This window comes from Herbidospora sp. NBRC 101105, assembly GCF_030269205.1.
Taxonomy (GTDB): Bacteria; Actinomycetota; Actinomycetes; order Streptosporangiales; family Streptosporangiaceae; genus Herbidospora; species Herbidospora solisilvae.
The window spans coordinates 216,306-234,353 of the sequence record NZ_BSSX01000004.1 but is presented as its reverse complement, the minus strand read 5'-3'; the positions used below and the strand labels follow the sequence as shown (position 1 = coordinate 234,353).

The 18,048-nt window shown below is 66.6% G+C and carries 17 protein-coding genes; all 17 read left to right on the top strand.

Annotated elements, in window-relative coordinates:
- Nucleotides 1-391 precede the first annotated feature (391 nt).
- The 17 genes from rpoB to rpsQ all read left to right on the top strand — a co-directional run bounded on the left by rpoB (nucleotide 392) and on the right by rpsQ (nucleotide 18,013).
- Nucleotides 392-3,856, top strand: a complete 3,465-nt coding sequence (rpoB, locus tag QSK34_RS18350) for a DNA-directed RNA polymerase subunit beta (protein ID WP_285585472.1) — start codon at nucleotides 392-394, stop codon at nucleotides 3,854-3,856.
- A gap of 15 nt (nucleotides 3,857-3,871) precedes the next feature.
- Entirely contained in the window at nucleotides 3,872-7,747 is a 3,876-nt protein-coding gene (locus QSK34_RS18345; RefSeq protein WP_285585471.1) for a DNA-directed RNA polymerase subunit beta', read from the top strand.
- A gap of 430 nt (nucleotides 7,748-8,177) precedes the next feature.
- On the top strand, nucleotides 8,178-8,552 hold the full coding sequence (gene rpsL / locus QSK34_RS18340) for a 30S ribosomal protein S12 (protein ID WP_030451506.1): 375 nt from the start codon (nucleotides 8,178-8,180) through the stop codon (nucleotides 8,550-8,552).
- Entirely contained in the window at nucleotides 8,552-9,022 is a 471-nt protein-coding gene (gene rpsG / locus QSK34_RS18335; protein ID WP_030451505.1) for a 30S ribosomal protein S7, read from the top strand. The genes rpsL and rpsG overlap by 1 nt, the downstream gene beginning before the upstream one ends.
- A 39-nt stretch (nucleotides 9,023-9,061) precedes the next feature.
- The gene (gene fusA, locus QSK34_RS18330) at nucleotides 9,062-11,155 is read left to right on the top strand and encodes an elongation factor G (RefSeq protein WP_285585470.1); all 2,094 of its coding nucleotides are present in this window, start codon (nucleotides 9,062-9,064) and stop codon (nucleotides 11,153-11,155) included.
- 85 nt (nucleotides 11,156-11,240) lie between these two features.
- Nucleotides 11,241-12,434: an elongation factor Tu gene (tuf, locus tag QSK34_RS18325; protein WP_030451503.1), complete on the top strand. Its 1,194-nt coding sequence runs from the start codon at nucleotides 11,241-11,243 to the stop codon at nucleotides 12,432-12,434.
- Between the two features lie 164 nt (nucleotides 12,435-12,598).
- Entirely contained in the window at nucleotides 12,599-12,907 is a 309-nt protein-coding gene (gene rpsJ / locus QSK34_RS18320; protein WP_012887830.1) for a 30S ribosomal protein S10, read from the top strand.
- 14 nt (nucleotides 12,908-12,921) lie between these two features.
- Entirely contained in the window at nucleotides 12,922-13,575 is a 654-nt protein-coding gene (gene rplC, locus QSK34_RS18315; protein WP_062337781.1) for a 50S ribosomal protein L3, read from the top strand.
- On the top strand, nucleotides 13,572-14,222 hold the full coding sequence (gene rplD, locus QSK34_RS18310; RefSeq protein WP_285585469.1) for a 50S ribosomal protein L4: 651 nt from the start codon (nucleotides 13,572-13,574) through the stop codon (nucleotides 14,220-14,222). Before rplC ends, rplD begins: the two co-directional genes overlap by 4 nt.
- Nucleotides 14,222-14,524, top strand: a complete 303-nt coding sequence (gene rplW / locus QSK34_RS18305; RefSeq protein WP_062337777.1) for a 50S ribosomal protein L23 — start codon at nucleotides 14,222-14,224, stop codon at nucleotides 14,522-14,524. The genes rplD and rplW overlap by 1 nt, the downstream gene beginning before the upstream one ends.
- Before the next feature lie 184 nt (nucleotides 14,525-14,708).
- A complete protein-coding gene (gene rplB, locus QSK34_RS18300) occupies nucleotides 14,709-15,545 on the top strand; it encodes a 50S ribosomal protein L2 (protein WP_030451499.1) in 837 nt (278 codons plus the stop codon).
- 11 nt (nucleotides 15,546-15,556) lie between these two features.
- Nucleotides 15,557-15,835 carry a 30S ribosomal protein S19 gene (rpsS, locus tag QSK34_RS18295; RefSeq protein ID WP_030451498.1) on the top strand — a complete coding sequence of 93 codons (279 nt, stop codon included), beginning with the start codon at nucleotides 15,557-15,559 and terminating at the stop codon, nucleotides 15,833-15,835.
- A gap of 29 nt (nucleotides 15,836-15,864) precedes the next feature.
- Nucleotides 15,865-16,218, top strand: a complete 354-nt coding sequence (gene rplV, locus QSK34_RS18290) for a 50S ribosomal protein L22 (protein ID WP_030451497.1) — start codon at nucleotides 15,865-15,867, stop codon at nucleotides 16,216-16,218.
- Entirely contained in the window at nucleotides 16,218-17,069 is an 852-nt protein-coding gene (gene rpsC, locus QSK34_RS18285) for a 30S ribosomal protein S3 (RefSeq protein ID WP_030451496.1), read from the top strand. Before rplV ends, rpsC begins: the two co-directional genes overlap by 1 nt.
- Before the next feature lie 2 nt (nucleotides 17,070-17,071).
- Nucleotides 17,072-17,491 (top strand): 50S ribosomal protein L16, encoded by a 420-nt coding sequence (rplP, locus tag QSK34_RS18280; protein ID WP_030451495.1) that lies wholly within the window; start codon nucleotides 17,072-17,074, stop codon nucleotides 17,489-17,491.
- Nucleotides 17,491-17,727 carry a 50S ribosomal protein L29 gene (rpmC, locus tag QSK34_RS18275; protein WP_030451494.1) on the top strand — a complete coding sequence of 79 codons (237 nt, stop codon included), beginning with the start codon at nucleotides 17,491-17,493 and terminating at the stop codon, nucleotides 17,725-17,727. The genes rplP and rpmC overlap by 1 nt, the downstream gene beginning before the upstream one ends.
- Complete coding sequence (gene rpsQ / locus QSK34_RS18270) at nucleotides 17,720-18,013, top strand: 30S ribosomal protein S17 (RefSeq protein ID WP_030451493.1); 294 nt, start codon at nucleotides 17,720-17,722, stop codon at nucleotides 18,011-18,013. Before rpmC ends, rpsQ begins: the two co-directional genes overlap by 8 nt.
- Nucleotides 18,014-18,048 lie beyond the last annotated feature (35 nt).

Here is an 18,048-nt window from a genome sequence, read left to right as displayed (position 1 = left end):
ATGTCCAGGGCGTTGGAAGGTCGATCAACGGTCATCGTTGGGCCTTCCGTGTGACAGAGCGTTAGCGGACTCGGGTCCAGGGTATCGACTGGGCTCGGCGGGTTGTCGATAGGGCTTCGCAGCCGGCGGTCGTCTCACGGAAGGGAAAAACCCAGCGTGCTGGCCATTGGTTAGCCGAAATGTCGTCTCTCGGGCTTGACGTTTGAGCCCAGACGGGTGATGCTGCCAGCAACGTGGAGCGCAGAGCGAGAGCGGAGTGGACAGGTGTATGCCCATCGGCTACACTGCCCCTTTGCGCTGCCCTTTGACGACCGTTTCTCTGAGTAACCTCGCTTTCCTTGGTCGTCTGGCGTGCGTGTAGTCAGTCCGCGAGCCCTCGGAAGGACATCTGTTGGCAGCCTCGCGCAACGCCTCCGCCGTACCCGCCGGTCCCCGCACCGTGTCGTTCGCACGTATCCAGGAGCCTCTGGAAGTTCCTGATCTACTAGCTCTGCAGACCGAGTCCTTCGACTGGTTGCTCGGCAACGAGAAGTGGAAGGCCCGGGTCGAGGCGGCCCGCCAGGCGGGCCGCCGCGATGTGCCGGCCCAGTCGGGTCTCGAGGAGATCTTCGAGGAGATCAGTCCCATCGAGGACTTCTCCGGCACCATGTCCCTCTCGTTCCGGGATCACCGGTTCGAGCCGCCCAAGTACTCGGTCGACGAGTGCAAGGACAAGGACATGACCTACTCCGCCCCGATGTTCGTCACGGCGGAGTTCATCAACAACACCACCGGTGAGATCAAGAGCCAGACCGTGTTCATGGGCGACTTCCCGCTCATGACCTCGAAGGGCACCTTCATCATCAACGGCACCGAGCGTGTCGTGGTGTCCCAGCTCGTCCGTTCGCCCGGTGTCTACTTCGAGCGCACCGTCGACAAGACGTCCGACAAGGACCTCTACGGCGCCAAGGTCATCCCGTCGCGGGGTGCCTGGCTCGAGTTCGAGATCGATAAGCGCGACAGCGTCGGCGTCCGCATCGACCGCAAGCGCAAGCAGGCCGTCACGGTGCTGCTCAAGGCGCTCGGCTGGACGACCGACCAGATCCTCGAGCGCTTCGGCCAGTACGAGTCGATGCGCGCCACCCTGGAGAAGGACCACACCTCCGGCCAGGACGACGCGCTGCTCGACATCTACCGCAAGCTGCGTCCGGGCGAGCCCCCGACCAAGGAGTCCGCGCAGGCGCTGCTCGAGAACCTCTACTTCAACCCCAAGCGGTACGACCTCGCGAAGGTCGGCCGTTACAAGATCAATAAGAAGCTCGGCTGCGACTCCGAGATCACGCAGGGCACCCTCACCGAAGACGACATCGTCGCCGCCATCGAGTACATCGTCCGGCTCCACGCCGGCGAGGAGTCGATGGGCGACAACGGTCAGGTCATCGTCGAGATCGACGACATCGACCACTTCGGCAACCGCCGCCTGCGCACCGTCGGCGAGCTGATCCAGAACCAGGTCCGCCTGGGCCTGGCCCGCATGGAGCGCGTCGTGCGCGAGCGCATGACGACCCAGGACGTCGAGGCGATCACGCCGCAGACCCTGATCAACATCCGCCCGGTCGTGGCGTCGATCAAGGAGTTCTTCGGCACCTCGCAGCTGTCGCAGTTCATGGACCAGACCAACCCCCTCGCGGGCCTGACCCACAAGCGCCGTCTGTCGGCGCTCGGCCCCGGTGGTCTGTCGCGTGAGCGGGCCGGCTTCGAGGTCCGTGACGTGCACCCGTCCCACTACGGCCGCATGTGCCCGATCGAGACGCCGGAAGGCCCGAACATCGGCCTGATCGGCTCGCTCGCGTCGTTCGGCCGGATTAACTCCTTCGGGTTCGTCGAGACGCCCTACCGCAAGGTCGTCGACGGCAAGGTCACCGACCAGGTCGACTACCTGACGGCCGACGTCGAGGACCGCCACGTCGTGGCCCAGGCCAACACGCGCCTGAACACCGACGGCAGCTTCGCCGAAGACCGCGTGCTCGCCCGCCGCAAGGGCGGCGAGTTCGAGGCCGTGCACCCGTCCGAGGTCGACTACATGGACGTCTCGCCGCGCCAGATGGTGTCGGTCGCGACCGCCATGATCCCCTTCCTGGAGCACGACGACGCCAACCGCGCGCTCATGGGTTCGAACATGCAGCGCCAGTCGGTGCCCCTGCTGAAGAGCGAGGCTCCGCTGGTCGGCACCGGCATGGAATACCGTGCGGCGACCGACGCCGGCGACGTCATCAGCGCCGAGAAGGCCGGTGTCGTCGAGGAGGTCTCCGCCGACTACGTCACCGTGATGAACGACGACGGCACCCGCACCACCTACCGCGTCGCCAAGTTCAAGCGGTCCAACCAGGGCACCTGCTTCAACCAGAAGCCCATCGTCGCCGAGGGCGACCGGGTGGAGTCGGGTCAGGTCATCGCCGACGGCCCCTGCACCGACACCGGTGAGATGGCGCTCGGCAAGAACCTGCTCGTGGCGTTCATGCCGTGGGAGGGCCACAACTACGAGGACGCGATCATCCTGTCGCAGCGCCTCGTGCAGGACGACGTCCTGTCCTCGATCCACATCGAGGAGCACGAGGTCGACGCCCGCGACACCAAGCTCGGCCCGGAGGAGATCACTCGGGACATCCCGAACGTCTCCGAGGAGGTCCTGGCCGACCTCGACGAGCGGGGCATCATCCGGATCGGCGCCGAAGTGGTCACGGGTGACATCCTCGTCGGAAAGGTCACCCCCAAGGGTGAGACCGAGCTGACCCCCGAGGAGCGCCTGCTCCGCGCGATCTTCGGTGAGAAGGCGCGCGAGGTGCGCGACACCTCGCTGAAGGTTCCCCACGGCGAGTCGGGCAAGGTCATCGGCGTCCGCGTGTTCAGCCGCGAGGAGGGCGACGAGCTTCCTCCCGGCGTCAACGAGCTGGTCCGCGTCTACGTGGCCCAGAAGCGTAAGATCACCGACGGCGACAAGCTGGCCGGCCGCCACGGCAACAAGGGCGTCATCTCCAAGATCCTTCCGGTCGAGGACATGCCGTTCCTGGAAGACGGCACCCCGGTCGACATCGTGCTCAACCCGCTGGGCGTGCCCGGCCGAATGAACGTCGGCCAGGTGCTGGAGACACACCTCGGGTGGATCGCCGCCAGAGGCTGGGACGTCTCCGGCATCGAGGAGGCGTGGGCCGAGCGGCTGCGCGAGAAGGAGATGGGCGAGGTCAAGCCCTGGACCAAGGTCGCGACGCCGGTGTTCGACGGCGCCCACGAGGAGGAGATCGTCGGCCTCCTCAACAGCACCCTGAAGAACCGCGACGGTTCCCGGATGGTCCAGGAGAACGGCAAGGCCCGGCTCTTCGACGGCCGCTCCGGCGAGCCGTTCCCGCACCCGATCTCGGTCGGCTACATCTACATCCTCAAGCTGCTGCACCTGGTCGACGACAAGATCCACGCCCGTTCGACCGGTCCTTACTCGATGATCACCCAGCAGCCGCTGGGCGGTAAGGCGCAGTTCGGCGGCCAGCGCTTCGGCGAGATGGAAGTGTGGGCCCTGGAGGCCTACGGCGCCGCCTACGCGCTGCAGGAGCTCCTCACGATCAAGTCGGACGACGTCCTCGGCCGTGTGAAGGTCTACGAGGCCATCGTCAAGGGCGAGAACATCCCCGAGCCCGGCATCCCCGAGTCCTTCAAGGTCCTCATCAAGGAAATGCAGTCGCTGTGCCTGAACGTCGAGGTGCTCTCCAGCGACGGCATGTCCATCGAGATGCGTGACACCGACGAGGACGTCTTCCGCGCGGCGGAGGAGCTCGGTATCGATCTGTCCCGGCGTGAGCCGAGCAGCGTGGAAGAAGTCTGAGGGGGAATTTAGTACATGCTGGACGTCAACTTCTTCGACGAGCTCCGGATCGGCCTGGCCACCGCCGACGACATCCGCCAGTGGTCCCACGGCGAGGTCAAGAAGCCGGAGACGATCAACTACCGGACCCTCAAGCCCGAAAAGGACGGACTCTTCTGCGAGAAGATCTTCGGTCCGACCCGGGACTGGGAGTGCTACTGCGGCAAGTACAAGCGCGTGCGCTTCAAGGGCATCATCTGTGAGCGCTGCGGCGTCGAGGTGACCCGTGCCAAGGTGCGTCGTGAGCGGATGGGCCACATCGAGCTGGCCGCCCCGGTCACCCACATCTGGTACTTCAAGGGTGTGCCCTCGCGTCTGGGCTACCTGCTCGACCTCGCCCCGAAGGACCTGGAGAAGGTCATCTACTTCGCGGCGTACATGATCACGCATGTCGACACCGAGATGCGCGACCGCGACCTGTCCTCGCTCGAGGCCAAGATCTCGGTCGAGCGTCAGCACGTCGAGCAGCGCCGTGACGCCGACATCGAGGCCCGGCAGAAGAAGCTCGAAGCCGACCTGGCCGAGCTGGAGGCCGCCGGGGCCAAGGGCGACCAGCGCCGCAAGGTGCGCGAGGGCGCCGACCGCGAAATGCGTCAGCTCCGCGACCGGGCGCAGCGTGAGCTCGACCGGCTCGAGGAGGTCTGGAGCCGCTTCAAGAACCTCAAGGTCCAGGACCTCGAGGGCGACGAGCTGCTCTACCGCGAGATGCGCGACCGGTTCGGCCGCTACTTCCGCGGAGGCATGGGCGCGCAGGCGATCCAGGAGCGGCTGCAGAGCTTCGACCTCGACCAGGAGGCCGAGAACCTCCGCGAGACGATCCGCAGCGGCAAGGGCCAGAAGAAGGCCCGCGCCCTCAAGCGGCTCAAGGTCGTGGCGGCGTTCCTGAACACCCGCAACTCGCCCGCGGGCATGGTGCTCGACTGCATCCCGGTCATCCCGCCGGACCTGCGGCCGATGGTCCAGCTCGACGGTGGCCGCTTCGCCACCTCCGACCTGAACGACCTCTACCGGCGAGTGATCAACCGGAACAACCGCCTCAAGCGGCTTCTCGACCTCGGCGCCCCCGAGATCATCGTCAACAACGAGAAGCGCATGCTCCAGGAGGCCGTCGACGCGCTGTTCGACAACGGCCGCCGCGGCCGCCCGGTCACGGGCCCCGGCAACCGTCCGCTGAAGTCCCTCAGCGACATGCTGAAGGGCAAGCAGGGCCGGTTCCGCCAGAACCTGCTGGGCAAGCGAGTCGACTACTCCGGCCGTTCGGTCATCGTCGTCGGCCCGCAGCTGAAGCTGCACCAGTGCGGTCTGCCCAAGCAGATGGCGCTGGAGCTGTTCAAGCCGTTCGTGATGAAGCGCCTGGTCGACCTGAACCACGCGCAGAACATCAAGAGCGCCAAGCGCATGGTCGAGCGGGCCCGCCCGGTCGTGTGGGACGTGCTCGAAGAGGTCATCACCGAGCACCCCGTGCTGCTGAACCGTGCTCCGACTCTGCACCGCCTGGGCATCCAGGCCTTCGAGCCGCAGCTGGTCGAGGGCAAGGCCATCCAGATCCACCCGCTCGTCTGCACGGCGTTCAACGCCGACTTCGACGGCGACCAGATGGCCGTGCACCTGCCGCTGTCGGCCGAGGCCCAGGCCGAGGCGCGCATCCTGATGTTGTCGACCAACAACATCCTGAAGCCCGCCGACGGCAAGCCCGTGACGATGCCCACCCAGGACATGGTCATCGGCCTCTACTCGCTCACCACCCAGGCCGAAGAGGCCGAGGGTGAGGGCCGGGTGTTCGCGTCGGTCTCCGAGGCCCTCATGGCCTTCGACCGTCACGAGCTCGACCTGCAGGCGAAGATCCAGGTCCGGCTCAAGGACGTCGCCCCGCCGCGCGGCTGGGAGGCGCCCGAGGGCTGGGAGGCCGGCGACCCGCTGCGCCTGGAGACCACGCTCGGCCGCTGCCTGTTCAACAACACGCTGCCCGCGAACTACCCGTTCGTGAACTACCAGGTCGGCAAGAAGCAGCTGTCCGCGATCGTGAACGAGCTGGCCGAGACCTACCCCAAGGTCGAGGTCGCCAACGCGCTCGACGCGCTCAAGGACGCCGGCTTCTACTGGGCCACCCGCGCCGGTGTGACCATCTCGATCGACGACGTCATCGCGCCCCCGAACAAGGGCGCGATCATGGAGTCGTACGAGAAGCAGGCCGACAAGGTCCAGCGCGAGTACGACCGCGGTCTGATCACCGACGAGGAGCGCCGTCAGGAGCTCATCGAGATCTGGACCAAGGCCACGAGCGACGTGACCCAGGACATGCAGGACGCCTTCGGGAAGACCAACCCCATCTGGATGATGGTCCAGTCGGGCGCCCGAGGAAACCTCATGCAGGTCCGTCAGATCGCCGGCATCCGCGGCCTGGTGTCCAACACCAAGGGTGAGACGATCCCGCGTCCGATCAAGTCCTCCTTCCGCGAGGGCCTGTCGGTGCTGGAGTACTTCATCTCCACCCACGGTCAGCGGAAGGGTCTGGCCGACACCGCGCTGCGTACCGCCGACTCGGGTTACCTGACCCGTCGTCTGGTGGACGTCGCGCAGGACGTCATCGTGCGCGAGATCGACTGCGGCACCGACCGCGCGGTCCCGCTGCACGTCGGTGAGCGCGACGCGTCGGGCAACCTGGTCAAGGCGGAGAACGCCGAGTCCAACGTGCACGGCCGGATCCTGGCCGAGGACGTCGAGGTCGACGGCAAGCTCATCGCCGCGGTCGGCACCGACATCAACGACATCACCGTCACCGCGCTGGTCGAGGCCGGCATCGAGACGGTCCGCACCCGCAGCACGCTGGTGTGCGAGGCCAAGATCGGTGTCTGCGCCACCTGCTACGGCCGGTCGCTGGCCACCGGCAAGCTCGTCGACGTCGGCGAGGCGGTCGGCATCATCGCCGCCCAGTCGATCGGTGAGCCCGGCACCCAGCTGACGATGCGGACCTTCCACACCGGTGGTGTGGCGGGCGCCGACATCACCCACGGTCTGCCGCGTGTCCAGGAGCTCTTCGAGGCCCGCATCCCCAAGGGTGTGGCCCCGATCTCCGAGGTCACCGGCCGGGTCCGGATCGACGAGACCGACAAGACCCGCAAGATCGTCATCACCCCCGACGACGGCAGCGACGAGATCGCCTACCCGGTCTCGATGCGGTCGCGGCTGCAGGTCTCCGAGGGGCAGCACATCGAGGTGGGCCACCAGCTCATCGCCGGTGCCCGCAACCCCAACGAGGTGCTGCGCATCCTCGGCCCGCGCCAGGTCCAGCTGCACCTCGTCGAAGAGGTCCAGCAGGTCTACCGCTCGCAGGGTGTGTCGATCCACGACAAGCACATCGAGGTCATCGTCCGGCAGATGCTCAAGCGCGTGAACGTGCTGGAGTCGGGCGACACCGAGATGCTGCCCGGTGAGCTGGTCGAGCGTCCGAGGTTCGAGCGCATCAACCGTGAGTGCGTCGCCGAGGGCGGGCAGCCGGCCTCCGGCCGTCCGGTCCTGATGGGCATCACCAAGGCCTCGCTCGCCACCGAGTCGTGGTTGTCGGCGGCGTCCTTCCAGGAGACGACCCGGGTGCTCACCGACGCGGCGATCCACGCCAAGTCGGACAGCCTGCTCGGCCTCAAGGAGAACGTCATCATCGGTAAGCTCATCCCGGCCGGTACGGGCATGCCCCAGTACCGCAACATCCGGGTCGAGCCGACCGAGGAGGCCAAGGCCGCGATGTACACGGTCGGCGGCTACGACGGCTCCGCGGCCGACTACACCTTCGGTTCGGGCAGCGGCGAGGCCGTCCCGCTGGAGGAGTACGACTTCGGTCAGTACGGCCGCTAGTCACCAGAGATTCATCACGGAAGCCCGGCCTCGTGCCGGGCTTCCGGCTTTTTCACTTGCCATCGCGCGGTATAGTTGACACGGACTCAATCACGGCCTGCGTTTGAAAGGTGGGCCGCGGGACTCAAGGTGCGAATCCCGACGACCCGTACTCGCGACCGTTTTGACGTGTCGCTACCGGCTGGGTAGTCTTCTCTTTCGTGCCCATGGGTTCATGGGCCCAACACGCGTGCGCGCAGCTTGCCAGCGAAGCGCGCCGTGTGCCCCTGGTTCCCGATTTCCAGGTCCGGGGTGTTGCGCCACCAGTGCGCGACACGCCCGACCGCGTGGGTCGGCGGAGAGGGAAAACCAGCAGGTCATGACACCGGCAGTACCTGCGAATAAGCATGTTCACGATTCACCGGCCAAGGCACGAAACGGAGTTGTCGTAGTGCCCACGATTCAGCAGTTGGTCCGAAAGGGCCGGCAGGACAAGGTCTCCAAGACCAAGACTCCTGCGCTCAAGGGCAGCCCTCAGCGGCGCGGTGTCTGCACCCGCGTCTACACCACCACCCCGAAGAAGCCGAACTCGGCGCTTCGTAAGGTCGCGCGTGTTCGCCTGACCAACGGCATCGAGGTCACCGCATACATCCCCGGCGTCGGCCACAACCTCCAGGAGCACAGCATCGTGCTCGTTCGTGGCGGTCGTGTGAAGGACCTCCCCGGCGTTCGCTACAAGATCATCCGCGGCTCGCTCGACACCCAGGGCGTCCGCAACCGCAAGCAGGCTCGTTCCCGCTACGGCGCCAAGAAGGAGAAGAAGTAATGCCTCGCAAGGGTTCTCCTGGCCGCCGCCAGCTCATGGCCGACCCGGTGTACAACTCGCCGCTGGTCACCGCCCTGATCAACAAGGTGCTCCTCGACGGCAAGCGCTCGATCGCCCAGTCGATCGTGTACGGCGCCCTCGAGGGCTGCAAGGACAAGACCGGCAACGACCCGGTCGTCACGCTGAAGCGCGCCCTGGACAACGTGAAGCCGACCCTCGAGGTCCGCAGCCGCCGTGTCGGTGGCGCGACCTACCAGGTCCCGGTCGAGGTCCGCGCCGCGCGCAGCACCACGCTGGCCCTCCGCTGGCTGGTGCAGTACTCGCGTGCACGCCGCGAGAAGACCATGACCGAGCGCCTCATGAACGAGCTCCTCGACGCCAGCAACGGCCTCGGGGCGAGCGTGAAGAAGCGCGAGGACACCCACAAGATGGCCGAGTCCAACAAGGCCTTCGCCCACTACCGCTGGTAGTCGGCGGAATTTCGACGAGACGACGAGGACGCGAGAGCAGTGGCGACCACGCTTGACCTGGCCAAGGTCCGCAACATCGGGATCATGGCCCACATCGACGCGGGCAAGACCACCACGACCGAGCGCATCCTGTTCTACACCGGTATCAACTACAAGATCGGTGAAGTCCACGAGGGCGCTGCCACGATGGACTGGATGGAGCAGGAGCAGGAGCGCGGCATCACGATCACGTCTGCCGCGACGACCTGTGAGTGGCTCGGCCACACCATCAACATCATCGACACGCCGGGCCACGTCGACTTCACCATCGAGGTGGAGCGCTCGCTCCGCGTGCTCGACGGTGCCGTCGCGGTGTTCGACGGTGTCGCCGGGGTGGAGCCGCAGTCGGAGACGGTCTGGCGGCAGGCCGACCGCTACGACGTTCCCCGCATCTGCTTCGTCAACAAGATGGACCGGGTCGGCGCGGAGTTCCACCGGTGCGTCGACATGATGATCAGCCGGCTGGGCGCGACCCCCGCGGTCATCCAGCTTCCCTGGGGCGTCGAGGCCGACTTCAAGGGCGTCATCGACCTGGTGAAGATGAAGGGCCTGATCTGGAGCGCCGAGGCGGCCAAGGGCGAGATGTACGACACCGTCGACATCCCCGCCGACCACGCCGAGACCGCCCGTGAGTGGCGCGACCGCCTGGTCGAGACCGTGGCCGAGAACGACGACGAGCTGATGGAGCTCTTCCTCGAGGGTGTCGAGCCCTCCGAGGAGCAGCTGGTCGCGGCCATCCGCCGCGCCACGCTGTCGAGCTCGATCAACCCGGTCCTGTGCGGCACCGCGTTCAAGAACAAGGGCGTGCAGCCCCTGCTCGACGCGATCGTCGCCTACCTCCCGGCGCCGACCGACATCCCGGCCTTCAAGGGTCACGCGGTCAACGACGAGGAGAAGGTCATCGAGCGTCGTCCCGACGCCTCGGAGCCGTTCTCCGCGCTCGCCTTCAAGATCATGAGCGACCCGCACCTCGGCAAGCTCACCTACATCCGCCTCTACTCCGGGACTCTCGAGTCCGGCACCACCGTGATCAACTCGGTGAAGGGGAAGAAGGAGCGGATCGGCAAGATCTACCAGATGCACGCCAACAAGCGTGAAGAGCGGCCCTCCGCCATCGCTGGTCAGATCGTCGCCGTGATGGGCCTGAAGGACACCACCACCGGTGACACCCTGTCCGACATCCAGAACCAGGTCGTCCTCGAGTCGATGACGTTCCCGGCGCCGGTCATCAGCGTCGCGATCGAGCCGAAGACCAAGGGCGACCAGGAGAAGCTCGGCACCGCGATCCAGCGTCTGGCGGAGGAGGACCCGTCCTTCCAGGTCCGCCGCGACGAGGAGACCGGCCAGACCGTCATCCACGGCATGGGCGAGCTTCACCTGGAGATCCTGGTCGACCGCATGCGCCGCGAGTTCAAGGTCGAGGCGAACGTCGGTCGTCCCCAGGTCGCGTACCGTGAGACGATCCGCCGCAAGGTGGAGAAGATCGACTACACGCACAAGAAGCAGACCGGTGGTTCCGGCCAGTTCGCCAAGGTCCTCATCGACCTTGAGCCGCTGGGCGAGGGCAACGACGGTTACGAGTTCGAGAACAAGGTCACCGGTGGCCGCATCCCGCGGGAGTACATCCCGTCGGTCGACGCGGGCGCCCAGCAGGCCGCCGAGTTCGGCGTCCTGGCCGGCTACCCGATGGTGGGCGTCAAGGTCACCCTTCAGGACGGCGCCTACCACGAGGTCGACTCGTCCGAAATGGCCTTCAAGATGGCCGGCTCGATGGTCTTCAAGGAGGCCGCGCGCAAGGCCGACCCCGTTCTTCTCGAGCCGATGATGGCCGTCGAGGTCACCACGCCCGAGGACTACATGGGTGACGTCATCGGCGACCTCAACGGTCGTCGCGGGCAGATCCAGGCCATGGACGAGCGGGCCGGCGCCCGGGTCGTCAAGGCCCTTGTTCCGCTCTCCGAGATGTTCGGCTACGTGGGCGACCTCCGTAGCAAGACGCAGGGGCGCGCGAGCTACAGCATGCAGTTCGACTCCTACGCGGAGGTGCCCCCGGGCATCGCCAAGGAGATCGTCGCGAAGGTCCGCGGCGAGTAACACCGTCGCTAGCCGCCGGCCCCGTCCGGGGCCGGTGGGACCGTGCGATTGAAGTCAAGTCAGAAATCTCTAAGGAGACAGAGCAGTGGCCAAGGCCAAGTTCGAGCGGACTAAGCCGCACGTGAACATCGGCACCATTGGGCACATCGACCACGGCAAGACCACTCTGACCGCGGCGATCACCAAGGTGCTTCACGACCGTTACCCGCACCTCAACGAGGCGACCCCGTTCGACAAGATCGACAAGGCTCCCGAGGAGAAGGCGCGCGGCATCACCATCTCCATCGCGCACGTCGAGTACCAGACCGAGCAGCGTCACTACGCTCACGTCGACTGCCCCGGTCACGCCGACTACGTGAAGAACATGATCACGGGTGCGGCGCAGATGGACGGCGCGATCCTGGTCGTGGCCGCCACCGACGGCCCGATGCCGCAGACGAAGGAGCACGTGCTCCTCGCCCGCCAGGTCGGCGTGCCCTACATCGTCGTGGCCCTCAACAAGGCCGACATGGTCGACGACGAGGAGATCCTGGAGCTCGTCGAGCTCGAGGTCCGCGAGCTGCTCTCGGCTCAGGAGTTCCCCGGTGACGACCTGCCCGTCGTCCGCGTCTCGGCGCTCAAGGCGCTCGAGGGCGACGAGAAGTGGGGCGACTCGATCATCGAGCTCATGACCGCCGTCGACGAGAACGTGCCGGAGCCCACCCGCGCGATCGACAAGCCGTTCCTGATGCCGATCGAGGACGTGTTCTCGATCACCGGTCGTGGCACCGTCGTGACCGGCCGTATCGAGCGCGGCATCGTCAAGGTCAACGAGACCGTCGACATCATCGGCATCAAGGAGAAGCACACCACGACGACCGTCACCGGCGTCGAGATGTTCCGCAAGCTCCTCGACGAGGGCCAGGCCGGTGACAACGTCGGTCTGCTCCTCCGTGGCATCAAGCGCGAGGACGTCGAGCGCGGCCAGTGCATCATCAAGCCGGGCACGACCACCCCGCACACCGAGTTCGAGGCCCAGGTCTACATCCTGAGCAAGGACGAGGGCGGCCGCCACACGCCGTTCTTCAACAACTACCGTCCGCAGTTCTACTTCCGTACGACTGACGTGACCGGTGTCGTGAACCTGCCCGAGGGCACCGAGATGGTCATGCCCGGTGACAACACCGAGATGACCGTCCAGCTCATCCAGCCCATCGCGATGGAGGACGGCCTCAAGTTCGCCATCCGCGAGGGTGGCCGCACCGTCGGCGCCGGCAACGTCACCAAGATCATCAAGTAGTACCCGATGGCCGGGTCCCCAAGGACCCGGCCATCACCTTGCTTCACCCGCCGTGATCCCGCAGCCGCTTCGGGCCTCCGAAGTGACTGCCGGATCACGGACACATAGCGGCAACCTGCCGCACGTTACTTGTTCAGACGACAGCGAAGGACACCGAGGCCATTATGGCGGGACAGAAGATCCGCATTCGGCTCAAGGCCTATGACCACGAGGTCATCGACAGCTCGGCCAAGAAGATCGTCGAGACGGTGACGCGTACGGGCGCCAAGGTCGCGGGCCCGGTGCCCCTGCCGACCGAGAAGAACGTGTACTGCGTGATCCGTTCGCCGCACAAGTACAAGGACAGCCGCGAGCACTTTGAGATGCGTACGCACAAGCGGCTGATTGACATCATCGACCCGACGCCCAAGACCGTCGACTCGCTCATGCGTCTCGACCTGCCTGCCGGCGTCGACATCTCGATCAAGCTCTGAGGGAACGCACTGACATGGCTAACCAGATCAAGGGCGTCCTGGGCAAGAAGCTCGGCATGACCCAGGTCTTCGACGACGGCAACCGGATCGTCCCGGTCACCGTCGTGGAGGCCGGTCCGTGCGTGGTGACCCGGGTCCGCACTCCCGAGCGTGACGGCTACTCCGCCATCCAGCTCGGCTTCGGTCAGATCGACCCGCGCAAGGTGAACAAGCCGCTGGGCGACTACCTGCGCAAGCACGACATCACCCCGCGCCGTTACTTCGTCGAGGTCCGCACCGACGACGCCTCCGAGTACACCCTCGGCCAGGAAGTCACCGCCGGCACCTTCGAGGCCGGCCAGTTCGTGGACGTCACCGGCAAGAGCAAGGGCAAGGGCTTCGCGGGTGTCATGAAGCGTCACGGCTTCAAGGGCCTGGGCGCCTCGCACGGTACCCAGCGCAAGCACCGCTCGCCCGGCTCCATCGGTGGCTGCGCCACCCCGGGCCGCGTCTTCAAGGGCCTGCGCATGGCCGGTCGGATGGGCAACGTCCGCACCACCATCCAGAGCCTGAAGGTGCACGCCGTCGACGCCGAGAAGGGCCTCATCCTGATCAAGGGTGCGATCCCCGGCGCCAACGGCAGCCTGGTCCTCATCCGCACCGCTGCCAAGAAGGGGGCTGCCAAGTGAGCACCATTGACGTCCTCGACGCGAGCGGCGCCAAGACCGGCGACACCGTCGACCTGCCCGAGAGCATCTTCGGCGCCAAGGTCAACGTGCCGCTGATCCACCAGGTCGTCGTGGCCCAGCTCGCGGCTCGCCGCCAGGGCACCCACGCCACCAAGACCCGCGGCGACGTGTCCGGCGGTGGCAAGAAGCCGTACCGCCAGAAGGGCACCGGCCGGGCCCGTCAGGGTTCGACCCGCGCGCCGCAGTTCACCGGCGGTGGCACCGTCCACGGTCCGCAGCCGCGCTCCTACGTGCAGCGCACGCCCAAGAAGATGAAGGCCGCGGCCCTGCGCCAGGCCCTGTCGGACCGGGCCGGCGGCAACCTCGTGCACGTCGTCAGCTCGCTGGTCACCGGCGACACGCCCAAGACCAAGACCGCCCTCGAGGCGCTCCGTAAGATCACCGGCTCGCGCAGCGTGCTCGTGGTCGTCACCGAGCACGACGAGCTCACCTGGCTGAGCCTGCGCAACGCCCCGGAGGTCCACCTCCTGGACGCCGGCCAGCTCAACACGTACGACGTGCTGTGCAGCGACGCCGTCGTCTTCACCAAGGAGGCCTACGACGACGTCGTGGCCCGCCTGGAGAAGAGCGGGAAGGAAGACGCCTGATGGACAAGATCACCGACCCGCGCGACATCATCATCAAGCCGATCGTCTCCGAGAAGAGCTACGGCCTGATCGACGAGCACAACAAGTACACGTTCCTGGTCAAGCAGGGTGTGAACAAGACGCAGGTGAAGATCGCCATCGAGCAGATCTTCGGTGTGAAGGTCACCGGCGTCAACACCATTAACCGCCAGGGCAAGCGCAAGCGCACCCGCTTCGGCTACGGCCAGCGTCCGGGTACGAAGCGCGCGATCGTCAGCCTTGCGGAAGGCGAGCGCATCGACATCTTCGGCCAGATCGGCTGATAAGGGCAGACCGCACTCGTTGCGGTAGGCCAGACGTGTAGGTGGTTGTTTGGCCGCGCGGGTGTCTGGACTGAGGAGCGCAGGGGAGCGAAGCGACCCGGAGCGACGAGGGAAGACACCCGCTGAAAGCGGCCAAACCCGCCGTGCCGGAGGCACGGCAATTAGACAGGGATGAACGAAAAAGATGGGCATCCGTAAATACAAGCCGACGACCCCCGGTCGCCGCGGCGCGAGCGTCTCGGACTTCTCCGAGATCACGCGCAGCACGCCCGAGAAGTCGCTGCTTGCCCCCCTGCACAGCAAGGGCGGCCGTAACGTCCACGGGCGGGTCACCGCCCGGCACCAGGGTGGCGGCCACAAGCGGGCGTACCGGATCATCGACTTCCGACGCCACGACAAGGACGGGATCCCGGCCAAGGTCGCTCACATCGAGTACGACCCGAACCGCACCTCCCGCATCGCTCTGCTGCACTACGCCGACGGTGAGAAGCGCTACATCCTCGCGCCGACCGGCATCAAGCAGGGGGACCGCATCGAGAACGGCCCCGGCGCCGACATCAAGCCGGGCAACTGCCTGCCGCTCCGCAACATCCCGACCGGTACCTTCATCCACGCGGTGGAGCTCCGTCCGGGTGGTGGCGCCAAGCTCGGCCGCAGCGCCGGCGCGCAGATCCAGCTCCTCGCCAAGGAGGGCATGTACGCCACGCTGCGTATGCCGTCCGGCGAGATGCGCCAGGTCGACATCCGCTGCCGGGCGTCGATCGGCCAGGTCGGCAACGCCGAGCAGGCCAACATCAACTGGGGTAAGGCCGGCCGTATGCGGTGGAAGGGCAAGCGCCCGACCGTCCGTGGTGTCGCCATGAACCCGGTCGACCACCCGCACGGCGGTGGTGAGGGCAAGACCTCCGGTGGTCGCCACCCGGTGAACCCGAAGGGCAAGCCCGAGGGCCGCACCCGCCAGGCCAACAAGGCCAGCGACCGCCTGATCATCCGGCGTCGGAGCAAGAGGAAGAAGCGGTAGGAGCAGCCGAAATGCCACGTAGCCTTAAGAAGGGTCCCTTCGTGGACGACCACCTTCAGAAGAAGGTGGACGCCCAGAACGAGAAGGGCACCAAGAACGTCATCAAGACGTGGTCGCGGCGCTCCATGATCGTGCCCGACATGCTCGGTCACACGATCGCCGTCCACGACGGCCGCAAGCACGTCCCGGTGTTCGTCACCGAGTCGATGATCGGCCACAAGCTCGGCGAGTTCGCGCCCACGCGGACCTTCCGCAGCCACGTCAAGGAAGACCGCCGCAGCCGGCGGTAAGCGTCCTTCGAAAGCAATAGGAGACAGCGATGGAAGCCAGGGCACAGGCGCGGTACGCGCGCCACACGCCCCGGAAGGCCCGCCGCGTGGTGGACCTCATTCGCGGCCTGGGCGCTTCGGAGGCGCAGGCCGTGCTGCAGTTCGCGCCGCAGGCGGCGAGCGAGACCGTTTACAAGGTCCTCTCGTCCGCGATCGCGAACGCTGAGCACAACTTCAAGCTCGACCGCGAGACGCTGGTCGTGAGCCGCGCGTGGGTCGACGAGGGCCCGACGCTCAAGCGGTTCCGCCCCCGCGCCCAGGGTCGCGCCTATCGGATCAACAAGCGGACCAGCCACATCACCGTGATCGTGGAGTCCCGCGAGCCGAAGGGGAGGGCCCGCTAGTGGGTCAGAAGGTTAACCCGCACGGGTTCCGCCTCGGCATCACGACCGACTTCAAGAGCCGGTGGTACGCCGACAAGCTCTACAAGTCGTACGTCGCCGAGGACGTGGCGATCCGCCGCATGCTGCAGAAGGGCATGGAGCGGGCCGGCATTTCCAAGGTCGAGATCGAGCGCACGACCGACCGCGTCCAGGTCGACATCCACACCGCCCGGCCGGGCATCGTCATCGGCCGTCGTGGTGCGGAGGCCGACCGCATCCGCGGCGACCTGGAGAAGCTGACCAAGAAGCAGGTTCAGCTCAACATCCTCGAGGTCAAGAACCCCGAGATCGACGCGCAGCTCGTCGCGCAGGGCGTGGCCGAGCAGCTCTCCAGCCGTGTCTCGTTCCGTCGCGCCATGCGCAAGGCGATGCAGTCGGCGATGAAGAGCGGCGCCAAGGGCATCCGGGTCGCGTGCTCGGGTCGTCTGGGCGGCGCGGAGATGTCGCGCTCGGAGTTCTACCGCGAGGGCCGCGTGCCCCTGCACACGCTCCGCGCCGACATCGACTACGGCTTCTACGAGGCCAAGACGACCTTCGGCCGCATCGGCGTGAAGGTCTGGATCTACAAGGGCGAGGCCCCGACCAGCCGCGCCGAGCGTGAGGCCGCCGCTGCCGGCGCCCGCGCCGGTGGACAGCGTCGTGACAACGACCGTCGTGGCGGCGGCGCCGAGCGTCCCCGTCGTGGCGGCGGCGACCGTCCGCGCCGTGGCGCCGGTGCCGGTCGTGGCGACCGCGCCCCCCGCAATGAGGCGGCCGCCCAGGCCGCCCCCGAGACCGGCCCGGCGGAGCAGCCGGGTGCTGAAGGGAGCTGACCATGCTGATCCCGCGCAGGGTCAAGCACCGCAAGCAGCACCGGCCTGACCGCAGCGGCGCCGCCAAGGGCGGCACCCGGGTCGTGTTCGGCGAGTTCGGCATTCAGGCGCTTGAGCACTCCTACGTGACCAACCGCCAGATCGAGTCGGCTCGTATCGCCATGACCCGGCACATCCGCCGTGGCGGCAAGGTGTGGATCAACATCTACCCCGACCGTCCCCTCACCAAGAAGCCCGCGGAAACGCGAATGGGTTCCGGTAAGGGTTCGCCCGAGTGGTGGATCGCCAACGTCAAGCCCGGTCGCGTCATGTTCGAGCTGTCGGGTGTCGCCGAGCCCATCGCCCGTGAGGCGATGCGCCGCGCGATGCACAAGCTGCCCATGAAGTGCCGGTTCGTCAAGCGTGAAGTGGGTGAGGCGTGATGGCTAAGGGCCTGACCGCCGGTGAGCTGCGCGTGGAGGACGGGGAGGTGCTCGTCCAGAAGCTCAAGGAGGCCAAGGAGGAGCTGTTCAACCTCCGCTTCCAGGCTGCGACCGGTCAGTTGGAGAGCCACGGGCGGCTGCGCGCCGTCCGCCGCGAGATCGCCCGTATCTACACCGTGATGCGCGAGCGCGAGCTTGGAATCGTCACGGTCGAGAAGGAGCCGAGCGATGGCTGAAACAACTGAGAACGTCGAGACCACCGAGAAGACCGCGCGGAACTACCGCAAGACCCGTGAGGGCCTGGTCGTCAGCGACAAGATGGACAAGACCGTCGTCGTCGCCGTCGAGGACCGCGTGAAGCACCCGCTGTACGGCAAGGTCATCCGCCGTACGACCAAGTACAAGGCCCACGACGAGGAGAACACCGCCGGCGTCGGCGACCGCGTCCTCCTCATGGAGACCCGTCCGCTGTCGGCGACCAAGCGCTGGCGTGTGGTCGAGATCCTCGAGCGGGCCAAGTAATATAACGCGATCGCGCCTCGTGGGGGCCGTGCTTC

Excerpts from the sequence above, each read along its gene's own strand:
- rplC (WP_062337781.1), top strand. The coding sequence starts at position 12,922 with ATGGCTAACCAGATCAAGGGCGTCCTGGGCAAGAAGCTCGGCATGACC.
- rpsG (WP_030451505.1), top strand. The coding sequence starts at position 8,552 with ATGCCTCGCAAGGGTTCTCCTGGCCGCCGCCAGCTCATGGCCGACCCG.
- rplW (WP_062337777.1), top strand. The coding sequence starts at position 14,222 with ATGGACAAGATCACCGACCCGCGCGACATCATCATCAAGCCGATCGTC.
- QSK34_RS18345 (WP_285585471.1), top strand. The coding sequence starts at position 3,872 with ATGCTGGACGTCAACTTCTTCGACGAGCTCCGGATCGGCCTGGCCACC.
- rplV (WP_030451497.1), top strand. The coding sequence starts at position 15,865 with ATGGAAGCCAGGGCACAGGCGCGGTACGCGCGCCACACGCCCCGGAAG.
- rpmC (WP_030451494.1), top strand. The coding sequence starts at position 17,491 with ATGGCTAAGGGCCTGACCGCCGGTGAGCTGCGCGTGGAGGACGGGGAG.
- rpsS (WP_030451498.1), top strand. The coding sequence starts at position 15,557 with ATGCCACGTAGCCTTAAGAAGGGTCCCTTCGTGGACGACCACCTTCAG.
- rpsQ (WP_030451493.1), top strand. The coding sequence starts at position 17,720 with ATGGCTGAAACAACTGAGAACGTCGAGACCACCGAGAAGACCGCGCGG.
- rplB (WP_030451499.1), top strand. The coding sequence starts at position 14,709 with ATGGGCATCCGTAAATACAAGCCGACGACCCCCGGTCGCCGCGGCGCG.
- rpsJ (WP_012887830.1), top strand. The coding sequence starts at position 12,599 with ATGGCGGGACAGAAGATCCGCATTCGGCTCAAGGCCTATGACCACGAG.
- rplP (WP_030451495.1), top strand. The coding sequence starts at position 17,072 with ATGCTGATCCCGCGCAGGGTCAAGCACCGCAAGCAGCACCGGCCTGAC.